The organism is Phytohabitans flavus (assembly GCF_011764545.1).
In the GTDB taxonomy this organism is placed as follows: Bacteria; Actinomycetota; Actinomycetes; order Mycobacteriales; family Micromonosporaceae; genus Phytohabitans; species Phytohabitans flavus.
On the sequence record NZ_AP022870.1, the window covers coordinates 4415519 to 4440547 of the forward strand.

Annotated in this window: 19 protein-coding genes; 11 read left to right on the plus strand and 8 right to left on the minus strand. The window is 72.2% G+C overall.

Annotated elements, in window-relative coordinates; all coding sequences use genetic code 11:
• Positions 1 to 18 precede the first annotated feature (18 nt).
• From Pflav_RS19285 to atzF, 3 genes are all read left to right on the plus strand, one after another.
• Positions 19 to 3081, plus strand: a complete 3063-nt coding sequence (locus Pflav_RS19285; RefSeq protein ID WP_173037389.1) for a BTAD domain-containing putative transcriptional regulator — start codon at positions 19 to 21, stop codon at positions 3079 to 3081.
• A gap of 32 nt (positions 3082 to 3113) precedes the next feature.
• Positions 3114 to 3800, plus strand: coding sequence for a hypothetical protein (locus Pflav_RS19290; protein WP_173037390.1), 687 nt, complete (start codon positions 3114 to 3116; stop codon positions 3798 to 3800).
• Positions 3801 to 3931: 131 nt separating this feature from the next.
• Positions 3932 to 5575: an allophanate hydrolase gene (gene atzF / locus Pflav_RS19295; RefSeq protein WP_173037391.1), complete on the plus strand. Its 1644-nt coding sequence runs from the start codon at positions 3932 to 3934 to the stop codon at positions 5573 to 5575.
• 353 nt (positions 5576 to 5928) lie between these two features.
• Here the strand turns inward: atzF and Pflav_RS19300 are convergent, their stop codons facing one another.
• On the minus strand, positions 5929 to 6408 hold the full coding sequence (locus Pflav_RS19300) for a hypothetical protein (RefSeq protein ID WP_173037392.1): 480 nt from the start codon (positions 6406 to 6408) through the stop codon (positions 5929 to 5931).
• A 178-nt stretch (positions 6409 to 6586) separates the two neighbouring features.
• Here Pflav_RS19300 and Pflav_RS19305 point away from each other — a divergent pair, with 178 nt between their 5' ends.
• Positions 6587 to 7345: an alpha/beta fold hydrolase gene (locus Pflav_RS19305; protein WP_232071634.1), complete on the plus strand. Its 759-nt coding sequence runs from the start codon at positions 6587 to 6589 to the stop codon at positions 7343 to 7345.
• A 5-nt stretch (positions 7346 to 7350) separates the two neighbouring features.
• Here the strand turns inward: Pflav_RS19305 and Pflav_RS19310 are convergent, their stop codons facing one another.
• Positions 7351 to 7893, minus strand: coding sequence for a DNA mismatch repair protein MutL (locus Pflav_RS19310; protein WP_173037393.1), 543 nt, complete (start codon positions 7891 to 7893; stop codon positions 7351 to 7353).
• 37 nt (positions 7894 to 7930) lie between these two features.
• On the opposite strand from Pflav_RS19310, the gene Pflav_RS19315 reads away from it, so the two are divergent.
• The 5 genes from Pflav_RS19315 to Pflav_RS19335 all read left to right on the plus strand — a co-directional run bounded on the left by Pflav_RS19315 (position 7931) and on the right by Pflav_RS19335 (position 12117).
• Positions 7931 to 8629: a response regulator transcription factor gene (locus tag Pflav_RS19315; protein ID WP_173037394.1), complete on the plus strand. Its 699-nt coding sequence runs from the start codon at positions 7931 to 7933 to the stop codon at positions 8627 to 8629.
• Complete coding sequence (locus tag Pflav_RS19320; RefSeq protein WP_173037395.1) at positions 8626 to 9951, plus strand: sensor histidine kinase; 1326 nt, start codon at positions 8626 to 8628, stop codon at positions 9949 to 9951. The genes Pflav_RS19315 and Pflav_RS19320 overlap by 4 nt, the downstream gene beginning before the upstream one ends.
• Positions 9952 to 10029: 78 nt before the next feature.
• Complete coding sequence (locus tag Pflav_RS19325; protein WP_173037396.1) at positions 10030 to 10776, plus strand: lytic polysaccharide monooxygenase; 747 nt, start codon at positions 10030 to 10032, stop codon at positions 10774 to 10776.
• Between the two features lie 4 nt (positions 10777 to 10780).
• Entirely contained in the window at positions 10781 to 11374 is a 594-nt protein-coding gene (locus Pflav_RS19330; protein WP_173037397.1) for a DUF305 domain-containing protein, read from the plus strand.
• Positions 11375 to 11376: 2 nt separating this feature from the next.
• On the plus strand, positions 11377 to 12117 hold the full coding sequence (locus Pflav_RS19335; RefSeq protein WP_173037398.1) for an SDR family oxidoreductase: 741 nt from the start codon (positions 11377 to 11379) through the stop codon (positions 12115 to 12117).
• 314 nt (positions 12118 to 12431) lie between these two features.
• Here the strand turns inward: Pflav_RS19335 and Pflav_RS19340 are convergent, their stop codons facing one another.
• On the minus strand, positions 12432 to 13145 hold the full coding sequence (locus Pflav_RS19340) for a DivIVA domain-containing protein (RefSeq protein ID WP_173037399.1): 714 nt from the start codon (positions 13143 to 13145) through the stop codon (positions 12432 to 12434).
• Between the two features lie 210 nt (positions 13146 to 13355).
• On the opposite strand from Pflav_RS19340, the gene Pflav_RS19345 reads away from it, so the two are divergent.
• Complete coding sequence (locus tag Pflav_RS19345; protein WP_173037400.1) at positions 13356 to 14156, plus strand: SDR family NAD(P)-dependent oxidoreductase; 801 nt, start codon at positions 13356 to 13358, stop codon at positions 14154 to 14156.
• Positions 14157 to 14165: 9 nt separating this feature from the next.
• Here the strand turns inward: Pflav_RS19345 and Pflav_RS19350 are convergent, their stop codons facing one another.
• Together Pflav_RS19350 and Pflav_RS19355 are read right to left on the minus strand one after the other, a co-directional pair.
• The gene (locus Pflav_RS19350) at positions 14166 to 14456 is read right to left on the minus strand and encodes a ribbon-helix-helix domain-containing protein (protein WP_173037401.1); all 291 of its coding nucleotides are present in this window, start codon (positions 14454 to 14456) and stop codon (positions 14166 to 14168) included.
• Complete coding sequence (locus tag Pflav_RS19355) at positions 14453 to 14728, minus strand: hypothetical protein (RefSeq protein ID WP_173037402.1); 276 nt, start codon at positions 14726 to 14728, stop codon at positions 14453 to 14455. Before Pflav_RS19355 ends, Pflav_RS19350 begins: the two co-directional genes overlap by 4 nt.
• A 116-nt stretch (positions 14729 to 14844) precedes the next feature.
• On the opposite strand from Pflav_RS19355, the gene Pflav_RS19360 reads away from it, so the two are divergent.
• A complete protein-coding gene (locus tag Pflav_RS19360; protein WP_173037403.1) occupies positions 14845 to 16026 on the plus strand; it encodes a metallophosphoesterase in 1182 nt (393 codons plus the stop codon).
• A 410-nt stretch (positions 16027 to 16436) separates the two neighbouring features.
• On the opposite strand, the gene Pflav_RS19365 is transcribed toward Pflav_RS19360, so the two are convergent.
• Genes Pflav_RS19365 through Pflav_RS19375 form a run of 3 tightly spaced genes read right to left on the minus strand, consistent with a single transcriptional unit; the run spans position 16437 to position 24707 of the window.
• On the minus strand, positions 16437 to 20408 hold the full coding sequence (locus tag Pflav_RS19365) for a ThuA domain-containing protein (protein WP_173037404.1): 3972 nt from the start codon (positions 20406 to 20408) through the stop codon (positions 16437 to 16439).
• A 16-nt stretch (positions 20409 to 20424) separates the two neighbouring features.
• Positions 20425 to 21615, minus strand: a complete 1191-nt coding sequence (locus Pflav_RS19370) for a multicopper oxidase domain-containing protein (protein ID WP_232071636.1) — start codon at positions 21613 to 21615, stop codon at positions 20425 to 20427.
• Positions 21612 to 24707 (minus strand): OmpL47-type beta-barrel domain-containing protein, encoded by a 3096-nt coding sequence (locus Pflav_RS19375; RefSeq protein ID WP_415624325.1) that lies wholly within the window; start codon positions 24705 to 24707, stop codon positions 21612 to 21614. The genes Pflav_RS19370 and Pflav_RS19375 overlap by 4 nt, the downstream gene beginning before the upstream one ends.
• Positions 24708 to 25029: the final 322 nt, after the last annotated feature.

The following is a 25029-nucleotide window of genomic DNA, read 5'->3' on the forward strand; positions in this document are numbered from 1 at the left end:
ACGGCTACCGTGGGAGCCGTGACCAGGCCCGACGTTGCGTTCAGCGTGCTCGGGCCACTGTCGGCTTCGCGGGGCGTCGCCCCCGACCGGCCGGTGCCGCTCAAGGGCGGCCGGCAGCGCGCCATCCTCGCCCGGCTGCTGATCGCGCGCGGCCGGGTCGTGCCGGTCGACCGGCTCGTTGGCGACCTGTGGCCGGAGCCGCCGGACGGCGCTGTCGCCGCGATCCGTACGTTCGTGGCCGACCTGCGCCGTGCACTGGAGCCCGACCGCCCGCCCCGGCAGCCGGCTGGCCTGCTGGTGACCGCCCCGCCCGGGTACGCGCTGCGGACCGCTCCCGAGACCGTCGACGCTGGGCGGTTCGAGGCGGCGGTGGCCGACTCCGGCCGGCTGCTCGCGGCCGGGGACGGAGCGGGTGCCCTGGCCCGGTCGGACGAGGCGCTGGGGCTGTGGCGCGGACCGGCGTACGGGGAGTTCGCCGCCGAGCCCTGGGCCCGCGCCGAGATCGACCGGCTGGACGAGCTGCGGACGCTGGCCGTCGAGCGCCGGGCCGAGGCGCTGCTCATGCTCGGCCGGGCCGCCGAGGTGGCGTCCGACCTTGGCGCCCACGCGGCCGCCCACCCGCTGCGCGAGGAGGCGGGGCGGCTGCTGGCCACCGCGCTGTACCGGGCCGGCCGCCAGGGTGACGCCCTCGCCGCACTGCGCCGGGTCCGGCAGGCGCTGGTCGGCGAGCTCGGTCTGGACCCAGGGCCGGCGCTGCGCCAGCTCGAAGCCGACATCCTCGCCCAGGCGCCCCACCTGACTCCGACCCGCACGGCGGCGCCCTCGGCGGGCTTCTTCGGGCGTGAGGACGAGCTCGCCCAGCTGCTGGAGGCCGCCGAGCAGGCCACACGGCCGCGTCTCGCGCTCATCTCCGGCGAGGCCGGCGCTGGCAAGACCGCGCTCGCCGAGGAGCTCGGCCGCCGCCTGGCCGGCGCCGGTTGGTCGGTGGCGTGGGGTCGCAGCCCGGAGTACGAGGGCGCGCCGGCCGCCTGGCCCTGGGCACAGGTCACCGGCGTGCCGGTGCCCGACGTCTCGGCCGGCGATCCGGCCGCGGCCCGCTTTCGGCTGCACCGGGAGGTCGTCGGCCGCCTGTCTGGTGCGAAGCCGCTCCTCGTGGTCCTCGACGACCTGCATCAGGCCGACGAGGGCACGCTCGACGTGCTCACCGCCGTACTCGCCGGGCCGGAGCCAGCCACCGGCCCGGTGCTCGTCGCGGGCACGTACCGGACCACCGCCGTCTCCGCCGCCCTCACCGCGACGCTCGCCCGCCTGGCCCGGGTCGAGCCGCTCCGGGTGTACCTCGGTGGCCTCCCCGAGACCGCGACCGGCGAGCTGGCTCGGGCGGCCGCTGGGCGGGACCTTGACGCTCGGCAGGTGCGGCTCATCCATGAGCGCAGCGGCGGCAACCCGTTCTTCGTCCGGGAGCTGGCCCGGCTGCTCGCGACCGAGCCCGGCGCTGTCCCCGCCGGCGTGCGGGACGTGATCCGCCACCGCCTCGCCCAGCTGCCCGAGCCGGCGCGGGCGGTACTGCGGCAGGCCGCGGTGCTGGGCCGCGAAATCGACCCGGAAGTGCTGGCCGCGCTCACCGGCGACGAACTCTCCACACTGGACGCGCTGGACCGCGCGGCGGAGGCCGGCTTCCTCAGCGAAGACGGCCCGGAGCTGCGGTTCACCCACATCCTCGTCCGCGACACGCTCTACGGGGACATCTCCGCGCCCCGCCGGGCCCGCTGGCATGCCGCCGCCGGCGAGGCGATCGAACGCCTGCGTCCCGACGACACCGCAACCCTCGCCCACCACTTCGCCCTCGCCGCGAGCCGGGCCGCCGCGCCGCGCGCCGCCGCGTACGCCGGGGCGGCCGCGCAGGACGCCGAACGCCGCGCCGACCCGCACGCCGCCACCCGGCTGTGGCGTCAGGCGGTGGACGCGCACGACCGGGCCGGCGGCGGCGACCCGCGCGGGCGGCTGGAGGCGGTGATGGGGCTGGGCCGGGCGCTCGCGGTCACCGGCCACCTCGACGAGGCCCGGCGGCTGCGCGCCGTGGCGGTGACCGCGCTGGCCACCGTGGACGATCCGGGACTGGTCTCCGATGTGCTGGCCGCGTACGTCGTACCCGCGATCTGGACTCGCAACGACGACGAGGCGCTCTCCCGGCGGATCGTCGCGGCCGCCGAGCGCGCGCTGCCCACGCAGCAGGGGGCCGGGCGGGCGCGCCTGCTCGGTACCCTCGCCCTCGAACTGCGGGGCACCACGACGGACCGCGGCCTCCGGGCAGCTCGCGAGGCGGAGGCACTAGCCCGCGCGGCGGATGATCCCACGCTGGTGGCTTTCGCACTCAACGCCCGGTTCATGCACGCATTCGGGCGTACCGGGCTGGCCGCCGAGCGGGTCCGCATCGGTGCTGAGCTTGTCGAGGTGGCCGGCGGGCGGGAGCTTGTGACGTTCGAGGTGCTCGGGCACCTGATCGCGATGCAGGCGCACGCCGCGCTGGCCGATCCCGCCGCCGCGGGCGCACACGCGCGGGCCGCCGACGACCTCGCCGCCCGCTACGACCTGCCGCTGGTGGGCGTCTTCACCGCCTGGTACTCCGGGCTGCGTCTGGCTACTGAGGGGCGGCCGGGCGAGGCGGAGGCGGCGTACCGTGCGGCACAGGCGAAGCTCGCCGGCGGCGGGATGCCCGGCATGGCACACGGCCTGCTCCCCCTCGCCCTCCTCGCCTTGCGCGAACCGACCGCGGCGGAGTGGTCGACGTGGGACTGGGGCCCGTACGAGCTGTGGGTCCGCCCCCTCGCGGCGCTCGCGGCCGACCGGCCCGAGGCGGCCGCCGAGGCGCTGCGGGCGCAGCCGGAGTCACCGCACGACCTGCTCCGCGAGGCGCGCCTCTGCCTCACGGCCCGCGCCGCCATCGCGCTCGGCGACGGCGAGACGATGCGACGGGTGTACGACGAGTTGCTCCCGGCCGCCGGTGAGCTGGCCGGGGCGGGCAGCGGGGTACTGACGTTCGGCCCGGTCTCGGAGGTCCTGCGCAAGCTACGCACTTGACGGGTTCGGCTAATGGCATTAGCTTTGCCGCTATGACACGTAGCAACAGGCTTGGTGCCCTCGCGCTCGCCGCCGCGGGCGTCCTGTTCCTCCTGTACCCCGCCGTCCGCCCGTGGCACGACGAGTCCACGGTGGACGGAGCGGTGGCGTCGATGGGTTCGGGTGCCTGGGTCGCCTCGCACGCGTTCGCGATGGTGGGCTTCGTGCTCGCGGCCCTCGGCCTCCTCGCCCTCCGCGACCTGGTCCGCGGCCCCCTCGCCACGGCCGCCGTCGTCACGACCTGGATCGGCGCCGGCCTCGTCCTGCCGTATTACGGCGCCGAGGACTTCGGCCTCCACGCGATCGCCCGGCAGTACTCCGACGGGGGCAGCTTCGACTTCCTGGCCGCGGTCGACGCGGTGCGCTACCAGCCGGTCGCGGTCACGATGTTCGGTGTGGGTCTGCTGGTGCTGGCGCTGGGCGGCGTGCTGGCGGCGGTCACGGTCTGGCGCTCGGGCCTGCTGCCACGGTCGAGCGGGCTTGCCTTCGGGCTCGGCCTGCTGCTGTTCCTGCCGCAGTTCTTCACACCGCCCCCGGTCCGCGTCGCGCACGGCGTGCTGCTCGCCGTGGGCTGCGTGTGGCTGGCGGTCGCGCTGTGGCGCGCGCACCCGCGGGCGGCGCTGGACCTGCCGGCGAGCCCCGGGCCGACCCGAGCCACCGTCCAGCCCGCCGCCTCCTGACCGTGGCGTCCTGATCGTGGCGGACGGGGCGTTGAGGTGGGGGTTTACGAGCCCGACACAGAGCCGTAACGGAAAAGCCGTCCCATAGGACGCATGCGAGGGACAGCGGTCGCCGGCACGACCCCGGCGTCATGACGGGGCAGCCACTGTGGACACTCCAGCTTGACCGGTCCGAAGTAGACGAACTGGCCGCGCGCGCCGATCCGGAGGCGCCACTGGCCGGCGTACGCTTCGCCATCAAGGACAACATCGACCTGGCCGGCCACCCCACGACCGCCGCCTGCCCCGCGCTCGCCGCGAAGCCGGCCGGCTCCTCGGCCACCGCGGTCCGGTTGCTGCTCGAAGCCGGGGCGGTGCCGGTGGGCAAGACGAACCTGGACCAGTTCGCGACCGGGCTGGTGGGCACCCGCAGCCCGTACGGCGCGTGCCACAGCGTCGCCAGCCCCGCACACGTATCCGGCGGCAGCAGCTCGGGCAGCGCGGTCGCGGTGGCGAGCGGGGCGGTACCGCTCGCGCTGGCCACGGACACGGCGGGGTCGGGGCGGGTGCCGGCCGCGTTCAACGGGATCGTCGGTGTCAAGCCCACCCGCGGGCTTGTCTCGACCGCCGGCGTCATGCCCGCGGTGGCCGACCTCGACTGCGTCACCACGTTCACGACCACGGTCGCGGCGGCCCGCCCCGCGATCGCCGCCCTTACCCGGCCCGACCCGGCCGATCCCCGCTCACGCCCGATGCCGCCCCGGCCGCCAGTCGCGGTAGCTGCCCTGATGCGCGTGGTAGCCGTACCAGATGGGGAAATGGAGCTGGACCCACCACACGAGGAGGCCTGGCGCGCGGCGCTGGACCGACTCCGCGGCATCGCCGCGCATGTGGTGCCGGTGGACATCGGACCGTTCCTGGAGGCGGGCCGGATGTTGTACGAAGGCGCGTGGCTGGCCGCGCGGTACGCCGCGATTGGCCACTACCTGGAGCCCGACGGCCCGCACCTCGACCCCACCGTCCGCCGCATCGTCCTGCGCGGCCGCGACATCGCCGGCCCGGACGTCTTCGCCGGCTTCGAACGCCTGGCCGCGCTGCGCGCCCAGACCGGGACAGTGTGGGCGGACGTCGACGCGCTGATGCTGCCCACCACGCCGGGCCACCCCCGCCTGAGCGAGGTGGCGGCCGACCCGATCGGGGTTAACGCGCGGGTGGGCCGGTTCACCACGTTCGCCAACCTGCTGGACCTGTGCGCCGTCGCGGTGCCGGCCGGCGAGCGGGCGGACGGGCTGCCGTTCGGCGTGCAGTTCGTGGCGCCGGCCTTCGCCGACCCGCCGCTGCTCGACCTGGCCGCCGCGTGGTGCGGCGAGCCCGTTGTGTCCGCCCCTGCCGATCCCGGCACGACGCTCCTGGCCGTGGCCGGGGCTCACCTGTCCGGGCTGCAGCTCAACCACGAGCTTGTCTCGGCCGGCGGGCGGCTGGCGTTCCGGGCGAGGACCGCGCCCGGCTACCGGCTGTACCGCCTGAGCGGCCCGGGGGTACCGAGGCCAGGGCTGGTACGCACCGGCGACGGGCCGGTGGACGGGATCGCGGTCGAGGTGTGGCAGGTGCCGCACCAGGCGGTGGGTGCCCTACTGGACACGGTGCCGGAGCCGCTGGGGCTGGGCCGCGTGGGCCTGGACGACGGCACGTCGGTGGCCGGTTTCCTGTCCGCCGAGAACGCGGTCCGCGACGCCACCGACGTAACGGCCGCCGGCGGCTGGCGCGCCGCCCTCGCCACCCCCGGCATCGCGTGACCGATCCGCACGCATCGGCGGGGGGCATGCCGGCCGGGCCGCTGACGGTCCAGCGGGCAAGAGGTAGGCGCGCTAACGGCATCGCTCAACGATCTCCAGCCTTTGTGAACGTTTACCGCTGCCCCAGCAACAGGAAACGTTCACAAAGCCAAGAAGGCGAGGGCCGCGTGCAGCGGACCGCCGTTGCGTCAGGCGTGAGGATCACGCTGGCCTGCCAGGTCGCGACGACCGGGGTTTGGGGTGTGAAGCGCGGAGGGTGAGGCCGCGGGAGCAGCGGTCTGGACCACCGCGGACGTCGCGGTAGCTCAATATCTAGGCGCCGCCGGCGAAGAGGTCGGCCTGTTCGCCCGAGGTCACGGGGCGGTGGTGTGTTCGGGCGCCGGTCGTTCGCGGACCGGCTGCTTCGTGTAGCGGCCGGCGCCGCGCCGGGCCGTCACCTGGCAGGTCACCATGTGGACCGGGGGCTGCGGTGCCGCGAACGGGCCGGTGCCCCACCGCAGCCAGATCGCCACCCGGCCGGCCTCCGCCTCGGCCAGGAGCTTGTCGACGGTCCGCTGCCGGTCGGTCCGGTCGACCTCGACGGCGATCGGCGGGCCCTCGGGCCGCGCGCACCCGAGGTCGATCCAGGAGTGGCGGTGCTCGTAGGGCGGCGGCAGCGGCATGACGCTCGGTGCCCGGCGGTACGCCCGCCAGCCCTGCCCCTCGGCCCACGCCACCACCGCGTCCACGAGCAGGTCGGTGACCTCGTCCGCGCCCAGGTCGGCGAAGGTCACGCCGGCCAGCCACCCCTCCAGTGACGCGGCCACCCGCTCGCCGTCCGGCTCATCCGCCATGCCGGAACGCTAGCGCGGGGCGCCGGACGTGTCATCGCCGCGCCGCCGGGTACTCACCCGGCGTGTTCGAGGGGTTCGAGAACTTCGCGATTCCGACGTCGGGGGCGGCGATCCACGGGGTGCGGGGTGGGTCCGGACCGCCCGTGCTGCTCCTGCACGGCATCCCGAGACCCACCTGATGTGGCACAAGGTGGCGCCGGCGCTGGCCGCGAACTACACCATCGTCGCCACGGACCTGCGGGGATACGGTGCGAGCGCGAAGCCGCCGAGCGATCCCGACCACGCGCCGTACGGCATGCGGGCGCTCGCCAATGACCAGGTCGAGGTGATGGCGTCGCTCGGCTTCAACCGCTTTGCGGTCGTCGGGCACGACCGGGGCGCGCGGTGCGCCTACCGGCTGGCGCTGGACCACCCCGCCGCGGTCAGCCACCTCGCGGTGATGGACATCGTGCCGACCGGCGACGCGTACGCCCGCGCGGACCGCGAGTTCGCCCATTCGTACTGGATGTGGGCGTTCCTGTCCGCCCCCGAGCCGGTGCCGGAGCAGCTGATCTCGGCGGCGCCGCACGTGCTCGTCGACTTCATGCTCGACAACTGGCCGTCCCAGCCGCGATCGTTCCCGGACGAGGTGCGCGCGGCGTACATCGCGGCCTTCCGCGACCCGGAGACGGTGCACGCGATCTGCGAGGAGTACCGGGCGGCCGCCACCGTCGACGTCGCCGCCGACGAGGCCGACCGGGGGCGGCGCCGCATCGAGTGCCCGACGCTCGTGCTGTGGGGTGCCAAGGGCATGGTGGCCCGCATGTACGACCCGCTCGCCATCTGGGGCGCCTGGGCCTCGGACCTGAACGGCGGCCCGGTCGACGCCGGCCACTTCCTGCCCGAGGAGGCGCCGGAGGAGGTCCTGAACCACGTCCAGATGCTGCTCCAGCGCTGACCCGCTCAGGCGCCTACCTCGCTGACCTGGGCGACCGGCTTGCCCTGCCACACGGCGTGGATCACGAAGTAGTGGTTTGGCTCGGTGAACTGGACCGCCAGGTTGCCCGGCTCGTTCTGCACCGCGTCGACCGCGTAGCCGGGGTTCGGGGTCGCGGTGAGGAGCTGTACGCGGCCGGGCGTCATGCGGATCACGGCCTGGCCACCGCCGACCCGGAACGAGCGCGTGTACGTCGTCTCGCCATCCGCCCCGGTCGTCACCGTCCACCCGTCGACGACCGTCGCGGGGCTCGGCGACGGCGACCGCGACGGTGATCGCGTTGCCCGTGGCCGGGACGGGCTTGGCGTGGGAGAAGGAGAAGGGGTTGGCGGTGCCACGGTCGCCGGGGCGGACGGCAGGGGTTCGTCGAGCGAGCGGCTGATCGGTGCCGACGCCGTGTCGGGCGTCGCGGTACGCAGCACCGGCTGGAGCGCCACCGTCGCGACGCCGATGCTGGCGAGGGTGGCCGCGCACCACCCCAGCACCGGGACCAAACCGTGCAGCCGCATGTGGGCCATTGAACCATCGACCCATATGGTGAACCGCATGGCCATGATCCTGCTGGTCGAGGACGACCGCATCGTCGCGGCGGCCCTCACCCGCGCGCTGGTCGACGCCGGTCACGTCGTACGCGGCGCGACGCGGGCCGCCGACGCCCTGCGCATCGTCGCCGACCACCGGCCCGACCTGGTGATCCTCGACCTGGGGCTGCCGGACATCGACGGCGCCGACGCGCTGCGGATGATGCGGAGCGTCTCGGACGTACCGGTGATCGTGGCGACCGCCCGCCGCTCCGAGGTGGACATCATCAACCTGCTGAACGCGGGCGCGGACGACTACGTCACCAAGCCCTTCTCCAGCGGTCACCTGCTGGCCCGGATCTCGGCGGTACAGCGGCGCGGTCGCCCGGTGCCCGCGGAGACAGCGAGCATCACGGTGGGTTCGCTCGTCATCGACCCGCAGCAACGCGAGGTGCGGCTGGACGGTGCGCCGATCAGGCTCACGCGGCGGGAGTTCGACGTGCTCGCGTACCTGGCGGGGCGGGTCGGTCACGTGGTGAGCCGGCGGGAGCTGCTCACCAAGGTGTGGCACCAGGACCGGATCGGCGAGGAGCAGACCATCGACGTACACATCTCGTGGCTGCGCCGCAAGCTCGGCGAGACCGCCGCGCGACCCCGGTTCCTGCACACGGTACGGGGCGTCGGCGTGAAGCTTGTCGAGCCGGAGCCGGAGCCGCGCGCGTGAGGCTCACGCTCACCCGGCTCGCGCTGGCCATCACGTCGATGGTGGCGCTGGCGTTCCTCGTACCGCTGGCGATCCTGACCCGCCAGATCGCACACGACCGGGCGGTCGGCGACGCGCGCCAGCAGGCCACCGCGATCGTGGTGGCGCTGGCCGTCGACACCGACACCGCGCTGCTGGAGCAGGCGGTGGCGAGCACGGCGGCGGGCAGCGACGGGCGGCTCGCCGTACACCTGCCGGGCCTTGAGGCGATCGGGTCGCCGCGCGCCGCGGCCGCCGACATCGACGCGGCCGCGCGCTCCCGGCGTCCCTCCATCGTGGAGTACGAGGGCGGCCTGGCCTACCTGCAACCGAGTGTCCTTGATGGAGGGCGGACCGCGGTCATCGAGGTGTTCGTGCCGGACGAGCAGATCCACCGGGGCGTATGGCCGGCGTGGCTCGCGCTCGCCGGTCTCGCCGTGGTGCTCGTCGGGGGGTCCACATTGGTCGCCGACCGGCTCGGTGCCCGCCTCGTACGGGCCACCCGCGAGCTGGCCGCGGGCGCGCGCCGGCTCGGCGGCGGCGACCTCAGCGTGCGGGTGGAGCCGGCCGGGCCGCCGGAGCTGAGCGACGCGGCGCGCTCGTTCAACACGATGGCGGACAACATGCGGCAGCTCATCGACAACGAACGGGAGCTCGCGGCGGACCTGTCACACCGGCTGCGTACCCCATTGACCGCGCTGCGCCTGGACGCCGAGGCGCTGCCGCGCGGGGCGGTGGCGGACCGGATGGCGCAGGCGTTCGACCTGCTGGACGACGAGCTTGAGGCGATCATCACGGGGGCGCGGCTCAGCTCGGGTACCCGGGCCAGCCACTCCACCGACCTCGTCGAGGTGCTGGCCGACCGGCTCGCGTTCTGGTCGGTGCTCGCCGAGGACCAGGGCCGACCGACCACAGTGGTCGGTGGTGAGGAGCCGGTGCCGGTACGGCTGCCCCGCGGCGAGCTGATCCTGGCGATCGACGCGTTGCTGGGCAACGTGTTCGCGCACACTCCAGAAGGGACGGCGTTCCTCGTCGGCGTCTCGCCCGAGGGACTAGTCGTGGACGACGCCGGCCCAGGCATCGCCGACCCGGCCGCGGCGGTCCGACGCGGGGTAAGCGGCAGCGGCTCGACAGGCCTAGGCCTAGACATAGCCCAACGCATCGCCCAGTCCGCCGGCGGCCACCTAGACATCACCCAGGGCCGCCTAGGCGGAGCCCGCGTCGCCCTGCGACTCCCCCGCCCGCCGGTTGATCAGGGAGTTCGTGGGCGTGGCGCGCGGCGCGTCGCTCCACGAACTCCCTGATCAACAGCGGGAACCCACGGCGGGATTTATTGGACGTTTAAGGTCTGTTTATGGTCACCGTCCGTAGCGTCCCCGGGCATGCGTAAGGTTTTCGTCTATCCCCTGGTGATCGCCGGCACCGCCGCCGCGGGCCTGGTCGCGACCGGCTCCCCCGCTTCCGCCCACGGGTACGTCTCCGCTCCGCCGAGCCGCCAGGCGCTCTGCGCTTCGCGCGCGGTCGCCGACTGTGGACAGATCCAGTTCGAGCCGCAGAGCGTGGAGGGCCCGAAGGGGCTGCGCAGCTGCGATGGCGGTGTGTCCCAGTTCGCCATCCTGAACGACAACAGCCGCGCGTGGCCCGCCCGCACGGTCGGCTCGTCGGTCACGTTCACGTGGGTCTTCACCGCCCGCCACCGCACCTCGAACTGGGAGTACTTCGTCGGGAACACCCGAGTGGCGGTCGTCGACGGCGGCAACCAGCAGCCGGACGCGGTCGTGTCGCACCAGGTCGACCTCTCCCGGTTCCCCGGCCGCCGTACGGTGCTGGCCATCTGGAACATCGGCGACACCGCGAACGCCTTCTACAGCTGCGTCGACCTGAATGTCGGCGGCTCTTCCGCTCCATCGACCCCCGCGCCGCCTCCTGTGAGGCCGACCACTCCCCCACCGTCGTCGGCGCCGCCACCGCCCGCCAACGCGAGTGGCACCTGGGCGACGAACACCGCGTACAAGATTGGGGAAGAGGTCACCTTCCAGGGCAAGCGGTACCGCTGCCGCCAGTCGCACACGTCGCTGTCCGGCTGGGAGCCGTCGATCTTCACGCTCGCGCTCTGGCTGCCGGTCTGACGCCATGCGACGCATCCTCTTCGCGGCCGCCGCCGCGCTGCTGCTCGCCGCGGGCTGCTCGACCGAACCGTCGGCGCCGCCGGCCCCGCCCGCGGACGCCGTGCCCGCGGCCGACGCCCTCCCGGCCGCCGACGCGGAGCACAACGCGGCGGACGTGATGTTCCTCCAGATGATGATCATGCACAACGGTCAGGGACTCGAGCTGACCGGCCTCGCCGCCGACCGCACCGTGAGCGAGGAGGTCCGCCTCCTGGCCGCCGCGATCGACACGACACAGCGCGAGGAAGTCAAGATCATGCAGTCGTGGCTGGGCGGCTGGAAGGAGCCCACCACGGCCAGCAAGGACATGACCACGCACGCCAGCCACGGCGGCCTTCCGGCCACCGGCCCGGAGCAGATCGAGGCCCTGCGGAACACCTCGGACGCCAACTTCGAGGCCACGTTCCTCAACCTGCTGACGGGACACCAGAACAGCGCGGTCGAGCTGACCAACCTGGCCACCGACGGGGTGAACCCGCAGACGGGCGACCTTGCCGAGCGGATCAAGGAGTCCCGCGCCGACCAGGTGGCGCAGATGCTCCGCCTGATCGGAGGCTAGGCGTGTCTGCCTCTGTCCCGCGGGTAGCCGTCGTCACCGGCGGCTCCCGCGGCATCGGGCGGCAGGTCGTGCGCTGGCTCGCCGCCGAGGGCTTCGCCGTCGTCGTGGGCTACGGCGACGACGACGCGCAGGCCGCACTGGCCGTGAAGGAGATCGTCCAGGCCGGCCGCAGGGCCATCGCGGTACGGGCGGACGTCGCCGACGAGACCGCCGTGGCGGCGCTCTTCGACCGGGCCGAACGGGAGTACGGCGGGGTGGACGTGGTGGTGCACGCGGCCGCCCGTACCAGCGTGGGGACGCTCGCGGAGCTGGATCTGTCCGAACTGGACGATCTGCACCGGGTGAACATCCGCGGCACGTTCGTCGTCAACCAGCAGGCCGCGCGGCGCGTACGGCCGGGCGGCGCGATCGTCAACTTCTCCTCCTCCGACGTCGCCCTCGCCCCCGAGGGGCACGCCGCGTACGCGGCGAGCAAGGCGGCGGTCGAGGCGATCACGCTGATCCTCGCCCGCGAGCTGCGCGGCCGGGACGTCACCGTGAACGCGATCGCGCCCGGACCCACCGCCACCGACCTGTTTTTCGACGGCAAGGACGAGGAGACCATCGCGCTGCTCGCCGCCCGCCCGCCGCTGCAACGGCTCGGCACACCCGAGGACATCGCCGAGATCGTCGCGTTTCTCGCCGGCCCAGCCGCCCGCTGGGTCAACGGCCAGGTGCTGCGCGCGAACGGCGGCATCGTCTGAGCCGCGCAGCAGGCCCTAGCCGCACCGCAGACCCGGCCGCCGCCTGATCCGTCAGGCGGCGGCCGTACCACGTTTGGCTAGGGCCTGTTTCAAAAGGATTGTCGAGGCGAGCCGGGATCCAGGCGGCGATCCGGCAAGTCGGGCGCAAGGTCGCATACCGGGCGTGAGCGAGCTTGCGAGCGAACCATCAGGCTCAGTGATGGACACACGACGCTGGCCGCACCAACAGACGGCCGTTGTATGCGGCCTTACGCCCGGCGCCGCCGGTCGTCGTCTGGGCCCGGCGCAGCCCGGCAAGGATTTTGAAACAGGCCCTAGATGTCGAGGGCGGTCTCGCCGGTGCGGCCGCCGGAGATCGCCTCCCGCTCGCCGCCGCCGTGGTCGCGCAGCTGGCTCTCGATGTACGCGGTGAGCCGCCCCCGGTACTGCCGCTCGAACTGCTGCAACTCCTCGATATGCCGCAGCGTGGCGGTGCGCTTGGCGTCCAGGCCACCCATCGCCTCCTGGTGCCGCTGGCGCGCGTCCCGCTCCAGGGTGTCGGCGGAGGCCCTGGCCTCGTTGGTGAGGTCGTCCGCGCGCGTACGCGCGTCGGCGAGCACGCCGTCGGCCTCGCGCCGGGCGTCACCGAGGTGGTCGTCGGCGGTGCGCTGGGCCATCATCAGCACCCGGGCGACCTGCTCGCTGTCCGCGCCGCTGGCCATCGCACCCTGCGAGCGCGCCCGCTCGAGCTCCATCTGCGCCGAACGCGCGGCCTGCTCGGCCGCCGCCCGGTCGCGCTGGGCCCGGTCGAGCTGGTTCCGCACCTCGTCGAGCTCGGCGTCCAGCCAGCGGTCGGGCCCGGGGTCGAGGCGACCGCCGCCGCCCCGCTCCAGCTGAGCGCGCAGCTCGTTGTTTTCCTCGATGAGGCGCACAAGCTCCTGCTCGACCTCGTCCAGGAAGGCGTCGACCTCCTCCTCGTCGAAACCCCGCTGGCCCAGCGGCGGCTTCTTGAAGGCGACGTTGTGTACATCGGCCGGCGTCAGCGGCATCGAAACTCCTCGTGGTCGGTCGCCGCCGTGCAGCGTCCGGGCCAACCGATGTCCACCGAGGGTCAGGGGCCAGCGCCGCGACGGCCAGCTCGCACCGACAGTACCAACCTCCGATGAACGCGCGGGACCGCCTCGGTGCCGAGCGGCCGGGCCCCGCCGGCTGTAAACACCGTTGCGGGCCACTACCAGGCGAGACCAGACTGCCCGGCTATGAGCGGACACGTCGCCATCGTCACAGGCGCCAACCACGGCATCGGCGCGGCGACGGCCAACGCGCTGGCCACTGCCGGTACGGCCGTGCTGTGCGCGTACTGGCGGGTCCGCGACGCCGAGGACCCCGCGGTACCGCAGGCGTACCGCGACAGCCGCCTACGCGGCGCCGACCACGTGGTGGCCGAGATCGAGGCCGCCGGCGGCCGTGCCGTCGCCGTCGGGGCCGACCTCACCGACCCGGCGGCCCCGGCCCGCCTCTTCGACCTCGCCGAGAAACGGCTGGGCCCGGTCGACATCCTCGTCAACAACGCGACCGGCTGGGTCCAGGACACCTTCGCCCAGGCGCCCACCGACCACCACGGCCGCGCGCTGCGGCCGGTGAGCCCGGCGACGTGGTCCGCGCAGTTCGCGGTGGATGCCATGGCCCCAGCACTGCTGATCGGCGAACTTGCCCGCCGGCACACCGCCCGCGGCGCCACCTGGGGCCGCATCGTCGGCCTGACCTCGGGCGGCGAGCTCGGCTTCCCGGAGGAGGTCTCGTACGGCGCGGCCAAGGCCGCCCAGACCAACTACACGATGTCCGCGGCGGTCGAGCTGGCCCCGCTGGGCATCACCGCCAACATGGTCCATCCGCCGGTCACCGATACAGGCTGGGTGACCGACTCGGTACGCGACGTGGTCGCCGCCAGCCCCCGCCTCGTCAACGTGGCCACGGCGGCCGAGGTCGCCGAGGTGATCGCCTACCTGGCCTCCGACGCCGCCCGCCTGATCACCGGCAACACCATCACCCTCCGCTGACCCGGAGACTCAGGCAGCCGCCTCACCCGCGTGCCGCTGAAGAAACTCCTCGATCGCCTGCCGGATCAGCCCCGAGCGTCCCGCCTTGTCGCTCCCGGCGAGCTCGTCGAGGCGCCGCACCGCGGCGGCCGACAGCCGGACCCCGGTAACGATCATCGGAACACTCTCCGGGCTCGGAGCGGGGCCAAGGTCAGGGCCGGGTGAGGCCTCGCGCAGCAATTCGGAGATATCGCCGCCACCATCGAAGTAGGCAATCAGCTCATCGCGGCTCATCGCCCTGGGATCCCGGTAAACCGTCATCGCGTCCCCTCCATCCACTGCTTGACCTCTTCCGGGGTCGCAGGCCGGACCGCCAGGATCGCATAGCTGTTGACCTTGACAATCCGTTCACACAGCACCACGACAACCCGAGCCGTGTCGGCCAGGCCGGCCACCGCCAGCAACAACGTCCCGACCTGGTTCTCTATGCGCTGGGGTGAGTACAGCGCCTCCACCGCTTCGCTCTCGGTTACACCGTGACGTGCGGCACTGGCTTTACCAGCTTCGGTCCACGCGTACTCCCGTGCGGGCACGACGCCAGCGTACAACGCGTAAAACGCGCGGACAGGACAAGACCGGGAGCGGTGAGCGTTCGTCGATCCCGTGGTGTCGGTGTCATGCTGCACTGACGACTACAGGGAGTGTGCGCGTGGCGGTCAGTGAGGCGGTGGAGGTAGCGCCCACCCGGCGGTGGGGGCGGGTCCTCGGGTTCGGTGCGGTCGTGACCGCGATCCTGCTCCTGCTCTTCGGCGTGCCCTGGTGGACCCTCGTCGTCTCGGGTGCCGCCTGGCCCGCCGGCGTGGTCGCCTTCGGTAGCGTGCTCTTCGCCCTGGCGCTCGTCGCGTTCCCGGCGCTCATGGTCCTGGGCCACGGCCCGCGCCGGCTCGACGTGGCGGCTGTGGCGGGTGACACCACGCTCGGTGTGATCTGGGTGCTCTTCGTCTGGGCCATCGCGGGCAACCTCCTCCGTCTGGTGCTCGCCGCCGCCGGCGTCGCGGACCCCACCCGGTCGCGGGTGGTGGTGGTCGCGGTCCTGGCCGTATCGGCCGTGCTGGTGGCGTGGGGCCACGTCGAGGCGATGCGGGTGCCGCGCGTCAAGCGGGTCGACGTGGTCATGCCCCGCCTGGGGGCCGGGCTGGACGGGCTGCGGGTCGCACTGCTGACCGACACCCACTACGGCCCGATCGACCGGGCGCGCTGGTCGGCCCGCGTCATCGACGTCGTCAACGGCCTCGAGGCGGACGTCGTCTGCCACACCGGCGACATCGCCGACGGCAGCGTCGAGCAGCGGCGGGAGCAGGCGGCGCCGCTCGGCACGGTGCGGGCGCGGCTGGCCCGGGCGTACGTGACCGGCAACCACGAGTACTTCGGCGAAGCCGAGGCCTGGCTCGGCCACATGCGGGACCTGGGCTGGGAGGCGCTGCACAACCGGCACCTCGTGGTCGAACGCGGCGGCGACCGCCTCGTCGTGGCCGGCGTCGACGACCGGACCGCGGGCGGGTCCGGGCTGGCCGGCCACCGGCCCGACCACGCGGCGGCGCTCGCCGGGGCCGACCCCGAGCTGCCGGTACTGCTGCTGGCACACCAGCCCAAGCAGGTCAACGCCGCGGTCGCCCACGGCGTCGACCTCCAACTCTCCGGGCACACCCACGGCGGCCAGATCTGGCCCTTCCGCTACCTCGTGCGCCTGGACCAGCCGGTGGTCAGCGGCCTGAGCCGCCACGGCGAACGCACCCAGCTCTACACGAGCAACGGCACCGGCTTCTGGGGCCCGCCCCTGCGAGTCTTCGCCCGCAGCGAGATCACGCTGCTCACCCTCCGCGCGGCCTAGAAGATCTTTTAGACACAGATCTGAGCTACCGCGACGTCCGCGGTGGTCCGGACCGCTGCTCCCGCAGCCTCACCCTCCGCGATTCACAACCCATCGCCGGCCTCGCGGTCGCCGGCACGGGCAGACCCGGAAGAACTCGGGATCTAGTCGGCGCTGCGGTCGGACACGATCCGGCAGATCGTGGTACGCAACTGCCCCTCTGCGGGCAGTTGCGTACCACGATCGCTGGCGGGCTCCCAACCCCTCGCGCCGATCAAGGGACAAGACCCTCGTGGGTTGTGGGGCGCGGAGGGTGAGGCCGCGGGAGCAGCGGTCTGGACCACCGCGGGCGTCGCGGTAGCTCAAGTCTTAAATGGACGGTCGCCCCGCCCCGCTGGTAGCGGGACGGGGCGACCACAGGTAGGAGCGGGTTAGAGCTCGCGTACCCGGACGTTGCGGATGTCCATCAGGTCGTTCGTGCCGTGGTTCTGGAGCCCGATGAAGCCGCTGAGGAACTGGCGCATGTCGGTCGGCGGGTCGCCCGCGCGGGACGACTGCTTTCCGGGCGTGTTGTCGAACTCGTTGATTACCACGCCGTTCCGGATGATCGTGTAGTGCTGGCCCTCTACCTTGATCTCGTAGTCGTTCCAGACGTTCTTCTGGCTGGCGCCGGACTGGGCCAGGTTGTTCGGGTCGAAGTTGTACACCGACCCGGTCTTCTGGGGCTCACCCGTGTCCCCGTCGTACAGCTGGATCTCGTGGCCGCAGAAGATCGCGACCCAGGCGGGTGAGGTGCGGGCCGAGCCCACCGTGCCGCAGCTGCCCGGCGGCCGCTGGTCGAGCGGCGTCCGCGGGTCCGGGAAGCGGACGAAGACGCCGCTGTTGGCGCGCGTGCCCTCCGGCGACACGTCCCGGAACTGCAACTTGATCGAGTAGTCGGCGAACTGCTGGTCGGCGTACCAGAGCATGCCTAGGCCGCCCTGTGTGCGCATCGTGCCGTCCGGCCGCACCTGGAACGACCCGCTCGGTGCCTGGCGCCAGCCGGACAGCGAGTACGCGGTGCCGTCGAAGATCGTCCGGTAACCGGGGATCGAGCCGATCGCCGACTGTGCCCCGGTCCGCCGCAGCAGGCCCGCCTCGCGGTTGTCGATCACGTGCGAGGAGGTCAGCTCGGCCAGCACCTCGTCGAGGTGGTTGACGAACTCGTTGTGGTTCGGCCAGTTGCCCTCGTCGTCGATCAGGTCGTTGATCGTGCAGCCACCGCCGGCGACCCGGTTGGGGACACCGGTCTCGATCTCGAGGAGCTGGACGGTCGACCGGGAGTCGGGCGCGGTGCACCCGGCGGTGACCGGGATCTTCGAGGTGACGACCTGGCCGTCGGCGTACGTGACCTTCAGGGTCGCCTCGAAGTTGCCGTACCGCTTGTAGGTGTGGGTCGGGTGGGGCGCCGTCGACTTGTTCGTGCCGTCGCCGAAGTCCCACTCCCACGCCACGCCGCCAGCCTTGTTGGCCGAGAACGACACCGTCCGCGGCTGGGCCTGCGCGACCGAACGCGCGGTGGCCAGGCTCGGGTGCGGGGTCGCCGGACCGCCCTGGTACGCCACGCGGATCAGCTTCTGGTTGTTGTGCAAGCTGAAGAAGCCGCCCGCGTAGTCGAGCAGGTACAGCGCGCCGTCCGGCCCGAACTTGGCGTCCATCCAGGACTGGAGCTGGGTGCTGCCGTTGCCCGGCTGGATGAACGGCTTCAGGTCCTCGGCGAACGCCGGCGCGCCCGCCTGGGGCACCGTGTCCGGGTTGACGGTGATGGCCACGCGGTTCTGGCCGTTGGACTCGTCACCGATGAACCACTTGTTCTCCCAGTACTCCGGCCACGCCACGCCGCTGCTGGTGTCCACATTGGCGCGGTGGTAGGTCGGACCGTCCATGATGGCCTGTCCGCCACCACTCAGGTACGGCTGGGTGTAGGTGGTCTCCGACTGCACGTACGTCGGGAGGCCGCTGCCGTCGGTGCGCTTCGGGAAGACCGGGCCACCACCCTGCGGCGAGTACCAGATCATGTTGTCCCGGACCGGCGGCAGGTTGACCAGACCGGTGTTGCGCGGCGACTCGTTCTTCGGGTTGTCACAGTCGTACCAGCCGGTCAGCACATTGGCGTCGGTGTTGGACCGGTCGCGGTACGGCTGCCGGTTGCCCATGCAGTACGGCCAACCGTGGTTACCCGCGGAGGTGATGATCGTCGCGGTCTCGTACTTCGCCGGGCCCAGCTCCGGGCTCGGCGCGCCCGCGTCCGGGCCGACCCACGCGGCGGTCAGCCAGTCGTTCACCGGGTCCCAGGCGATCCGGGCGATGTTGCGCACGCCCATCACGTAGATCTCCGGGCGGGTCTTGCCGCCGCCCTGCTCCAGGCCGGTGAAGAGGTTGCCGTTGGGGATCGTGTACGTCCCGTCGGCCTCCGGGTGGATCCGGATGATCTTGCCGTTGAGGTCGTTCGTGTTGCCGGCGGTACGGCGGGCGTCCTGGAACGAGGTGCCCGCGAACTCCTGCGTCCAGTTGTTGCCGGAGTAGCCGTTCGAGCCGCCGGAGGAGTTGCTGTCACCGCTACCGATGTAGAGGTTGCCGGACTCGTCGAACGTCATACCGCCACCCGAGTGGCAGCAGCTGTGGATCTGCGTGTCCCACGACAGCAGGTCCTTGCGGGTGCTCTGGTCGATCGTCTGCGCGGTCGCGTCGTACGTGAACCGCGAGACGGTCCGCTTGCCGATCCGCTTCTCCCGGTCGATCGAGGCGTGCGGCATCCAGTAGGCGTAGATCCAGCCGTTCTCGGAGAACTTCGGGTCGAGCGTGATGCCGACCAGGCCCTCCTCGTTCTTGACCAGTTCGTCGCCGCTGCCCCGGTTACCCATGACCTCGAGCGTGGTCAGCAGCTTGACCTGCTTGGTCTGCGGGTCCCACTGGTGGATGGTGCCGCAGCCCTTGCCCACGTTCGGGTTGTTCCAGTCGGCGATCGGCCCGGTGGCGCAGGCGGCCTTGCCGATGTAGAAGACCCGCCCGTTGTTCGGGGCGATGGTCAGACCGTGCGGCTCACCGATCTGGTCGAGCTGCCCGGAGGTGTTGGTGGTGGTCAGCCGCTCGGTGCGGTAGTTGGCGGCGATGGTCGCCTGGCAGTCGCCACGGACCAGGCCGGCCGTCCACTGGATCGCACCGAGCAGGTGCCCCTGGAACTGGGCGTCGGTGGTGTAGCTCGCCTCGGTGCGGCCCATGCCGGTGTAGAAGGAGCGGCCGCCCTCGTAGTCACGACACCACGAGACGGGGTGGAACGCGCCGTTGCGGCTCAGCCCCGGGTTGTACGTGTGCTCCTGCACCTGGGCGATCGTGTGCACGCGGCCGACCGGGCTCGGGTTCCAGTTGATCCACTGGTCGGCACGCTTGATCGTCAGCGGCAGGCCCTTGTTGGCCGGGTGCTGGCGGTCGGTGATGCTGAGCGTCGCCTGCTGCACCGTCGCCTCCGGCGGCGGGCCGGCGTCCGGGCCGATCAGCCACAGCTCGGCGAGCTGGGTCAGCGGCTCGCCACGGTTCGCGGTGATGTTCAGCCGGTAGTACTGGTAGGCCGTGGTGTTGTTGAACGTGTACTGCTTGGTCTCGAACCGGCCCACGAAGGTCTCGTTGCTACGAGTGTCCAATGTGGTCCAGGCCTGGCCGTCGTTCGAGCCCTGGAACTGCCAGTCCCGCGGGTCGCGGCCGTCGGTGTCGTTCGCCGACGTGAGCGCATAGCGGGAGACCACGACCGGTGCGGCGAGCTTGCCCTGGATCCAGCCGTTCGGGGTACGGACCAGCCACTTGGTGCCGACCGCGCCGTCGAAGGCCTGCGCGACCGTCTCGTTCGGCGGGTTGTTGCCGCTCGCCAGGGACTCCACGACCTTCTCGGCGTTCGGCAGGCCCGCGGCCGGCCGGGTACCGATCAGGCCGGTGAACCACTCCGAGGCCGGCTGCGCGCGGGCCGCGTCGTGCACGCCCACGAAGCCGCCGCCGCCCTTGATGTACGCCTGGAACGCCGCCTCTTGCGAGTCGTTGAGCGTCACACCGTTGACGGAGAGGAAGACGACGCTGCGGTACTTGGCGAGGTTCGCCGGGGTGAAGACCGCGGGGTCGGTGGAGTCGTGCACGAAGAAGCCGTTGTCCCGGCCCAGCTTGCGGATCGAGGTGACGGCCCGGGTTACGGGGTCGTCCTGCTCTGCCACGGGTCCGTGGAACACCAGCACGTTGACGGCGGCCTTGCCCCAGGTGGGAGGCAGGACGACCGGCGCGGGCGCGGCGGACGCGGGTGACGTGGGTACGGACAGCACGCCGAGTGCCAGCGTTGCCGCCGAGGCGAGCGCTGCCGCGCGCCTCCAGATGGGTCTCATCTCGTCTCCTCCGGGATCAACCGTGGTTACCGTGGGCGGCCGGTGCCTGGCCGCCGCCTGCCGGTGCGGCCTGGACCGGGTTCGCCGGCGCGTGCCCGGCGTGCGCGGTCATCGCACCGTTCTGGTCCAGGACGTGGAAGGTCGTGGACATGCCGAGGTCGGAGTGGAACTGCATGTGGCAGTGGAGCATCCAGTGGCCGGGTCCGACCGACTCGCCGGCGATCACCCGAGCGCCGAAGGTGTCACCGGGGCCGACCGTCTTGTTGTCGATGATCGGCACCGAGTTGACGATCGCCGCGCTGCCGTCGATCACGCCCGTGCGGGTGTCCGCCCAGGAGTGACCGTGCACGTGGAACGTGTGCATGTCGTTGCCGATGCCGATGACGAGGAACTCCACCTTCTCGCCGACCTTCGCCACCACGCAGGTCGGGCCGGGCACCGGGTTCTCGTCGTCGCACGTGTCGGCCTCGCTGCTGCGCCGCAGGTTGACGGTCTGCCGGTCGCCGAAGGCCAGCACGTACGTGCGGTCCGGCCGGGGGTCGCCCTGCCGGCGCACGACGACCCCGCCGAACAGGCCGGAGCCGATGCCCACCGTGCCGTGCGGCCCGCCGACCACGTGGTCGTGGTACCACCAGTAGCCGGCCGTGCCCTGGGCGCCGGTGGCCGCGTTGCGCGGCTGGGCGTACCAGAAGTACGTACGCGACCCGCCCGGCGGCACGAACGAGTTGCTGTGCACCGTGCCGTCGGACATCTGGGTGTACTTGACCCCGTGCGTGTGCAGCGACACGCCGAGCGGGTGGTTGGGGTCGGTGCGCAGCGCCTCCAGCGTCGCCGCCGGCACCTGGTTGTAGAGCGTGATCGCGAAGCACTGCCCCTCGATCATCTCGATCAGCGGCCCCGGGTAGGAGGCCGACTCCGGCGTGAGGCCGTAGCCGAGCCGTACCTGGTTGGTGATCGGGTCCTTCGGCAGCTCCACCGCGTACAGGTTGATGCGGCGGTCGATCGCCGTGCAGCCACCGGGTCGCTCGGCGCCGGGGGCGGCGGCGGCCGCGTTGACGGCCGCCACCCCTCCCGCTTCCGTACCGGCCGCGTCGGCCGTGACCGGGCTCCCGCCGGCGCGGGCGATCCCGCCCGCGACGCCGATCGTCACGAGCAGCACCGCGACGACCAGTCCCCTTCTCGTCTTCACAGTCGCTTCCAATCTCACGGTGTCAGCGGAGCGATCCGGATGTTGCGGAAGCTCACGATGTCGTTGGCACCGTGGTTCTGCAGTCCGATGTAGCCACTCGCGTGCTGGCGGCCGTCGGTGCCCGGGTCGTCCGAACGCGGCGGGTTGAAGACCGCGCCAGGCGCGTTCACGAACTCGTTGATGAGCACGCCGTTGCGGAACAGCGAGTAGTGCTGGCCCACCACCCGGATCTCGTAGTCGTTCCAGGTGCCCTTCGGCGTGACGCCGGCACCGGCCAGGTCGACCTGGTCGAAGCCGTACACCGAACCGCTCTTGTACATGTCGCCGTCGGCCCGATCGAAGATCTGCAACTCGTGGCCGTACTTGATGGCGACCCACTCGGGGCGGGGCTCCTGCGGGTGCTGGTGCACCTGCGGGAAGCGGACGAAGACGCCGCTGTTGACCCGGCCGTCACCCGGCGCGTCGTCCCGCCACTGGAGCTTGAGCGAGAAGTCGCCGTACTCCCGGACCGGGAACCACAGCATGCCGAGCCCGTCGACCGCCTGGCTGGTGATCGACCCGTCGGCGTTGCGGCGGAAGCTGCCGGCGCCCACGTGCTCCCAGAGGTTGAACGAGGCCGGCGTGCGGTCCAGCAGCGGCTGGTAGCCCTGCTTGTCGTCCGGCTTGCCGACGCCCGACTCCCGGGCAGTGCGGATCAGCGTGTTGCGCTGCGCGTTGGTGATGACGCCGCGGTGGTGCAGGTGCTCGGCGACCTCCTGGACGTGGGCGATGAAGTCGGCGGCCGTGGCCCACGGCTTCTCGTCCTCGATCAGGTTGTTGATCCAGCAGCCGGACGAGACGAGGCGGTTGGGTACACCGCTGTTCTTCGTACCGATCCAGACGGTCGCGCGGGTGTCGGCCACCCGGCAGCCGGGCTGCTGGGACTCACTCTCGACGATGTTGAACGTGGTCGACCCGGTACCGGAGACGTTGCCGGCCCGGTCCGTGGCGCGGTAGCTGAACGTGTGCTGACCCGGAGTGTTCACAGTGACCGGTCCGGTGTAGACGATGTAGCCGTGCCCGTCGAGGGCGTACTCCACCCGGAGCAGCCCGGACCCGCCGGTGTCGGCCGCGGTGAGCGTGACGGTGGCACTGCCCACATAGGACCAGCTGCCGTCCAGCTGCCCGGAGATCGCGGCGTTCACGGTCGGCGGCGTGGTGTCGCCGGGCGCGGTGACCACGGTGAACGAGGCCGACTGCGCGGTCGACGTGTTGCCCGCCTTGTCGGTGGCCCGGTAGCTGACCGTGTGCTGGCCCGGCTGGTTCACCGTCACCGGCGCGGTGTACGCGGCGTACGGCGCACCGTCCAGCGAGTACTCCACCCGGTCGACGCCCGAGCCGGCGTCCGTCGCGTTCACCGTGACGGTGGCGGCGCCGACGTACGCGCCGTTGCCGTCCCGCTGCCCGGCGACCGTGGCGGTCGCGGTCGGCGGGGTCGTGTCCTGCGGCGGCGTCACGACCGTGAACGACACCGACTGCGCCGCCGAGGTGTTGCCGGCGTTGTCGGTCGCGCGGTAGCTGACCGTGTGCTGGCCAGCGGTGTTGACCGTCACCGGGGCGGTGTAGGCCGTGTACGCCCCACCGTCCACCGAGTACTCGACACTGTCCACACCCGACTCGGAGTCGGCGGCGGTCAGCGTGACGGTGGCGGCGCCGACGTACGCGCCGGTGCCGTCCTGCTGGCCGGTGAGCCCGGCGGTGACGGTCGGCGGGGTCGTGTCCGGCTCCGACGCGTCGACGACCGTGAACGACACCGACTGCGGCGCCGAGGTGTTGCCGGCGTTGTCGGTGGCGCGGAAGCTCAGCGAGTGCTGGCCGGGCTGGTTGACCACGACCGGCGCGGTGTACGCCGCGTAGGGCGCGCCGTCCAGCGAGTACTGGACACTGTCCACACCGGAGTCGGCGTCGGTGGCGGTCAGGACGACGCTCGCCGTGCCGATGTAGTTGCCTTCACCGTCCGGCTCGCCGTTGATCTGGGCGGTGACGGTCGGCGGCGTGGTGTCCGGGTTGGGTTCGTCCACGACGGTGAACGCCACCGACTGCGGCGCCGAGGTGTTGCCCGCGACGTCCGTGGCCCGGTAGTTGACGGTGTGCTGCCCGGGTGCGGTGACGCTGAGCGGTGCGGTGTACTGCGCGTACGGCTGACCGTCCAATGAGTACTCCACCTTGGACACACCCGACTCGGTGTCCGTGGCGGAGAGCGTCACGGTCGCCGTGCCGACGTACGCGCCGTTCCCGTCGCGGTTTCCGGTCACCGACGCGGTAACCGTCGGCGCCGTGGTGTCCGGGTCCGGCTCGTCCACCACCGTGAACGCCACCGACTGCGGCGTCGAGGTGTTGCCGGCGACGTCGGTCGCGCGGTAGCTGACCGTGTGGTTGCCGGGCGAGTTGACGGTCACCGGGCCGGAGTACGTGCCGTACGCCCCGCCGTCGATCGCGTACTCCACCTTGGACACACCGGAGCCGGTGTCGGTGGCGTTGAGCGTGACGGTCGCAGCGCCGACGTAGGCACCGTCGCCGTTGCGCTCACCGGTTACCTGCGCGGTCACGCTCGGCGGCGTGGTGTCCTCGTTGCCGCCGGTGACGACGAGCAGGCCGGTCATCGTGCCGTGGCCGGGGATCACGCAGAAGTAGCGGTACGTGCCCGGCGTGAGCACGACGTCCACTGTGTGCCGACCCTGGTTGGCGTCGAACGGGTCGGCCAGAATGTTGACGTTCACGTCGCGGTTGTACGCCGGGTTGCCGGTGTCGAACGTCAGCGTGTGCTGCATACCGGTGGTGTTGCCGGTAGCCCGGCTGTTCTCGAAGACGATCGTCGTCGGTCCCGCGACGGCGGTCGTGGGGACGGAGGCGTAGGCCTGGGTGCTGTCGCCGGCCGTCCAGGTGAGCGTCTGGGCCAGGAGCTGCTGCGGTGCCGCAGCGGGCGCGGTGTCCACCGGTCGGGCGCTCACCGGCGCGGCGGCCAGTACGGAGCTCACCAGCAGGACGGCGACCGCCGCGACCACCGTGAGCGGCCGACTCGGCCCTCTTGGTGCTCTCTGGCGACCGCGCCGAGCAGGAATCAGTGGCATGTCCGACACAACCTTTCGCGAGTCTTCTGCCGGCAGACGCCCACGGTCGACGGTTGGCGTTACGCGGGCAGCGTCAGCCGGCCCACGGTGCCAGGCCAGGCGGTGTCGCCCGCCGGCCCGCACGCGGGCAGGGGTGTCTTTGGATCGTGGGGTGGAGCTTGTCGGCGTTTGAGGCCAGCCCGGATGACTACCGGAGAGAGCCGCCCCGGGTCGGGCTGACATGTTGCGGCTAGGGCGCGCACCGTCGCGCCTACATCGACAGCAGGCTATGCCATCGTCAAGGAGGTGCCACTCCCCCGGCTAGGACACAACCCTCGGACGC

Coding starts and splice junctions, on each gene's coding strand:
- Pflav_RS19305 (WP_232071634.1), top strand. CDS start 6,587: ATGTGGCACAAGGTGGCGCCGGCGCTGGCCGCGAACTACACCATCGTC.
- Pflav_RS19365 (WP_173037404.1), bottom strand. CDS start 20,408: ATGAGACCCATCTGGAGGCGCGCGGCAGCGCTCGCCTCGGCGGCAACG.
- Pflav_RS19340 (WP_173037399.1), bottom strand. CDS start 13,145: ATGCCGCTGACGCCGGCCGATGTACACAACGTCGCCTTCAAGAAGCCG.
- Pflav_RS19350 (WP_173037401.1), bottom strand. CDS start 14,456: ATGACGGTTTACCGGGATCCCAGGGCGATGAGCCGCGATGAGCTGATT.
- Pflav_RS19330 (WP_173037397.1), top strand. CDS start 10,781: ATGCGACGCATCCTCTTCGCGGCCGCCGCCGCGCTGCTGCTCGCCGCG.
- atzF (WP_173037391.1), top strand. CDS start 3,932: ATGACGGGGCAGCCACTGTGGACACTCCAGCTTGACCGGTCCGAAGTA.
- Pflav_RS19315 (WP_173037394.1), top strand. CDS start 7,931: ATGGCCATGATCCTGCTGGTCGAGGACGACCGCATCGTCGCGGCGGCC.
- Pflav_RS19375 (WP_415624325.1), bottom strand. CDS start 24,707: ATGCCACTGATTCCTGCTCGGCGCGGTCGCCAGAGAGCACCAAGAGGG.
- Pflav_RS19345 (WP_173037400.1), top strand. CDS start 13,356: ATGAGCGGACACGTCGCCATCGTCACAGGCGCCAACCACGGCATCGGC.
- Pflav_RS19300 (WP_173037392.1), bottom strand. CDS start 6,408: ATGGCGGATGAGCCGGACGGCGAGCGGGTGGCCGCGTCACTGGAGGGG.
- Pflav_RS19290 (WP_173037390.1), top strand. CDS start 3,114: ATGACACGTAGCAACAGGCTTGGTGCCCTCGCGCTCGCCGCCGCGGGC.
- Pflav_RS19310 (WP_173037393.1), bottom strand. CDS start 7,893: ATGCGGCTGCACGGTTTGGTCCCGGTGCTGGGGTGGTGCGCGGCCACC.
- Pflav_RS19325 (WP_173037396.1), top strand. CDS start 10,030: ATGCGTAAGGTTTTCGTCTATCCCCTGGTGATCGCCGGCACCGCCGCC.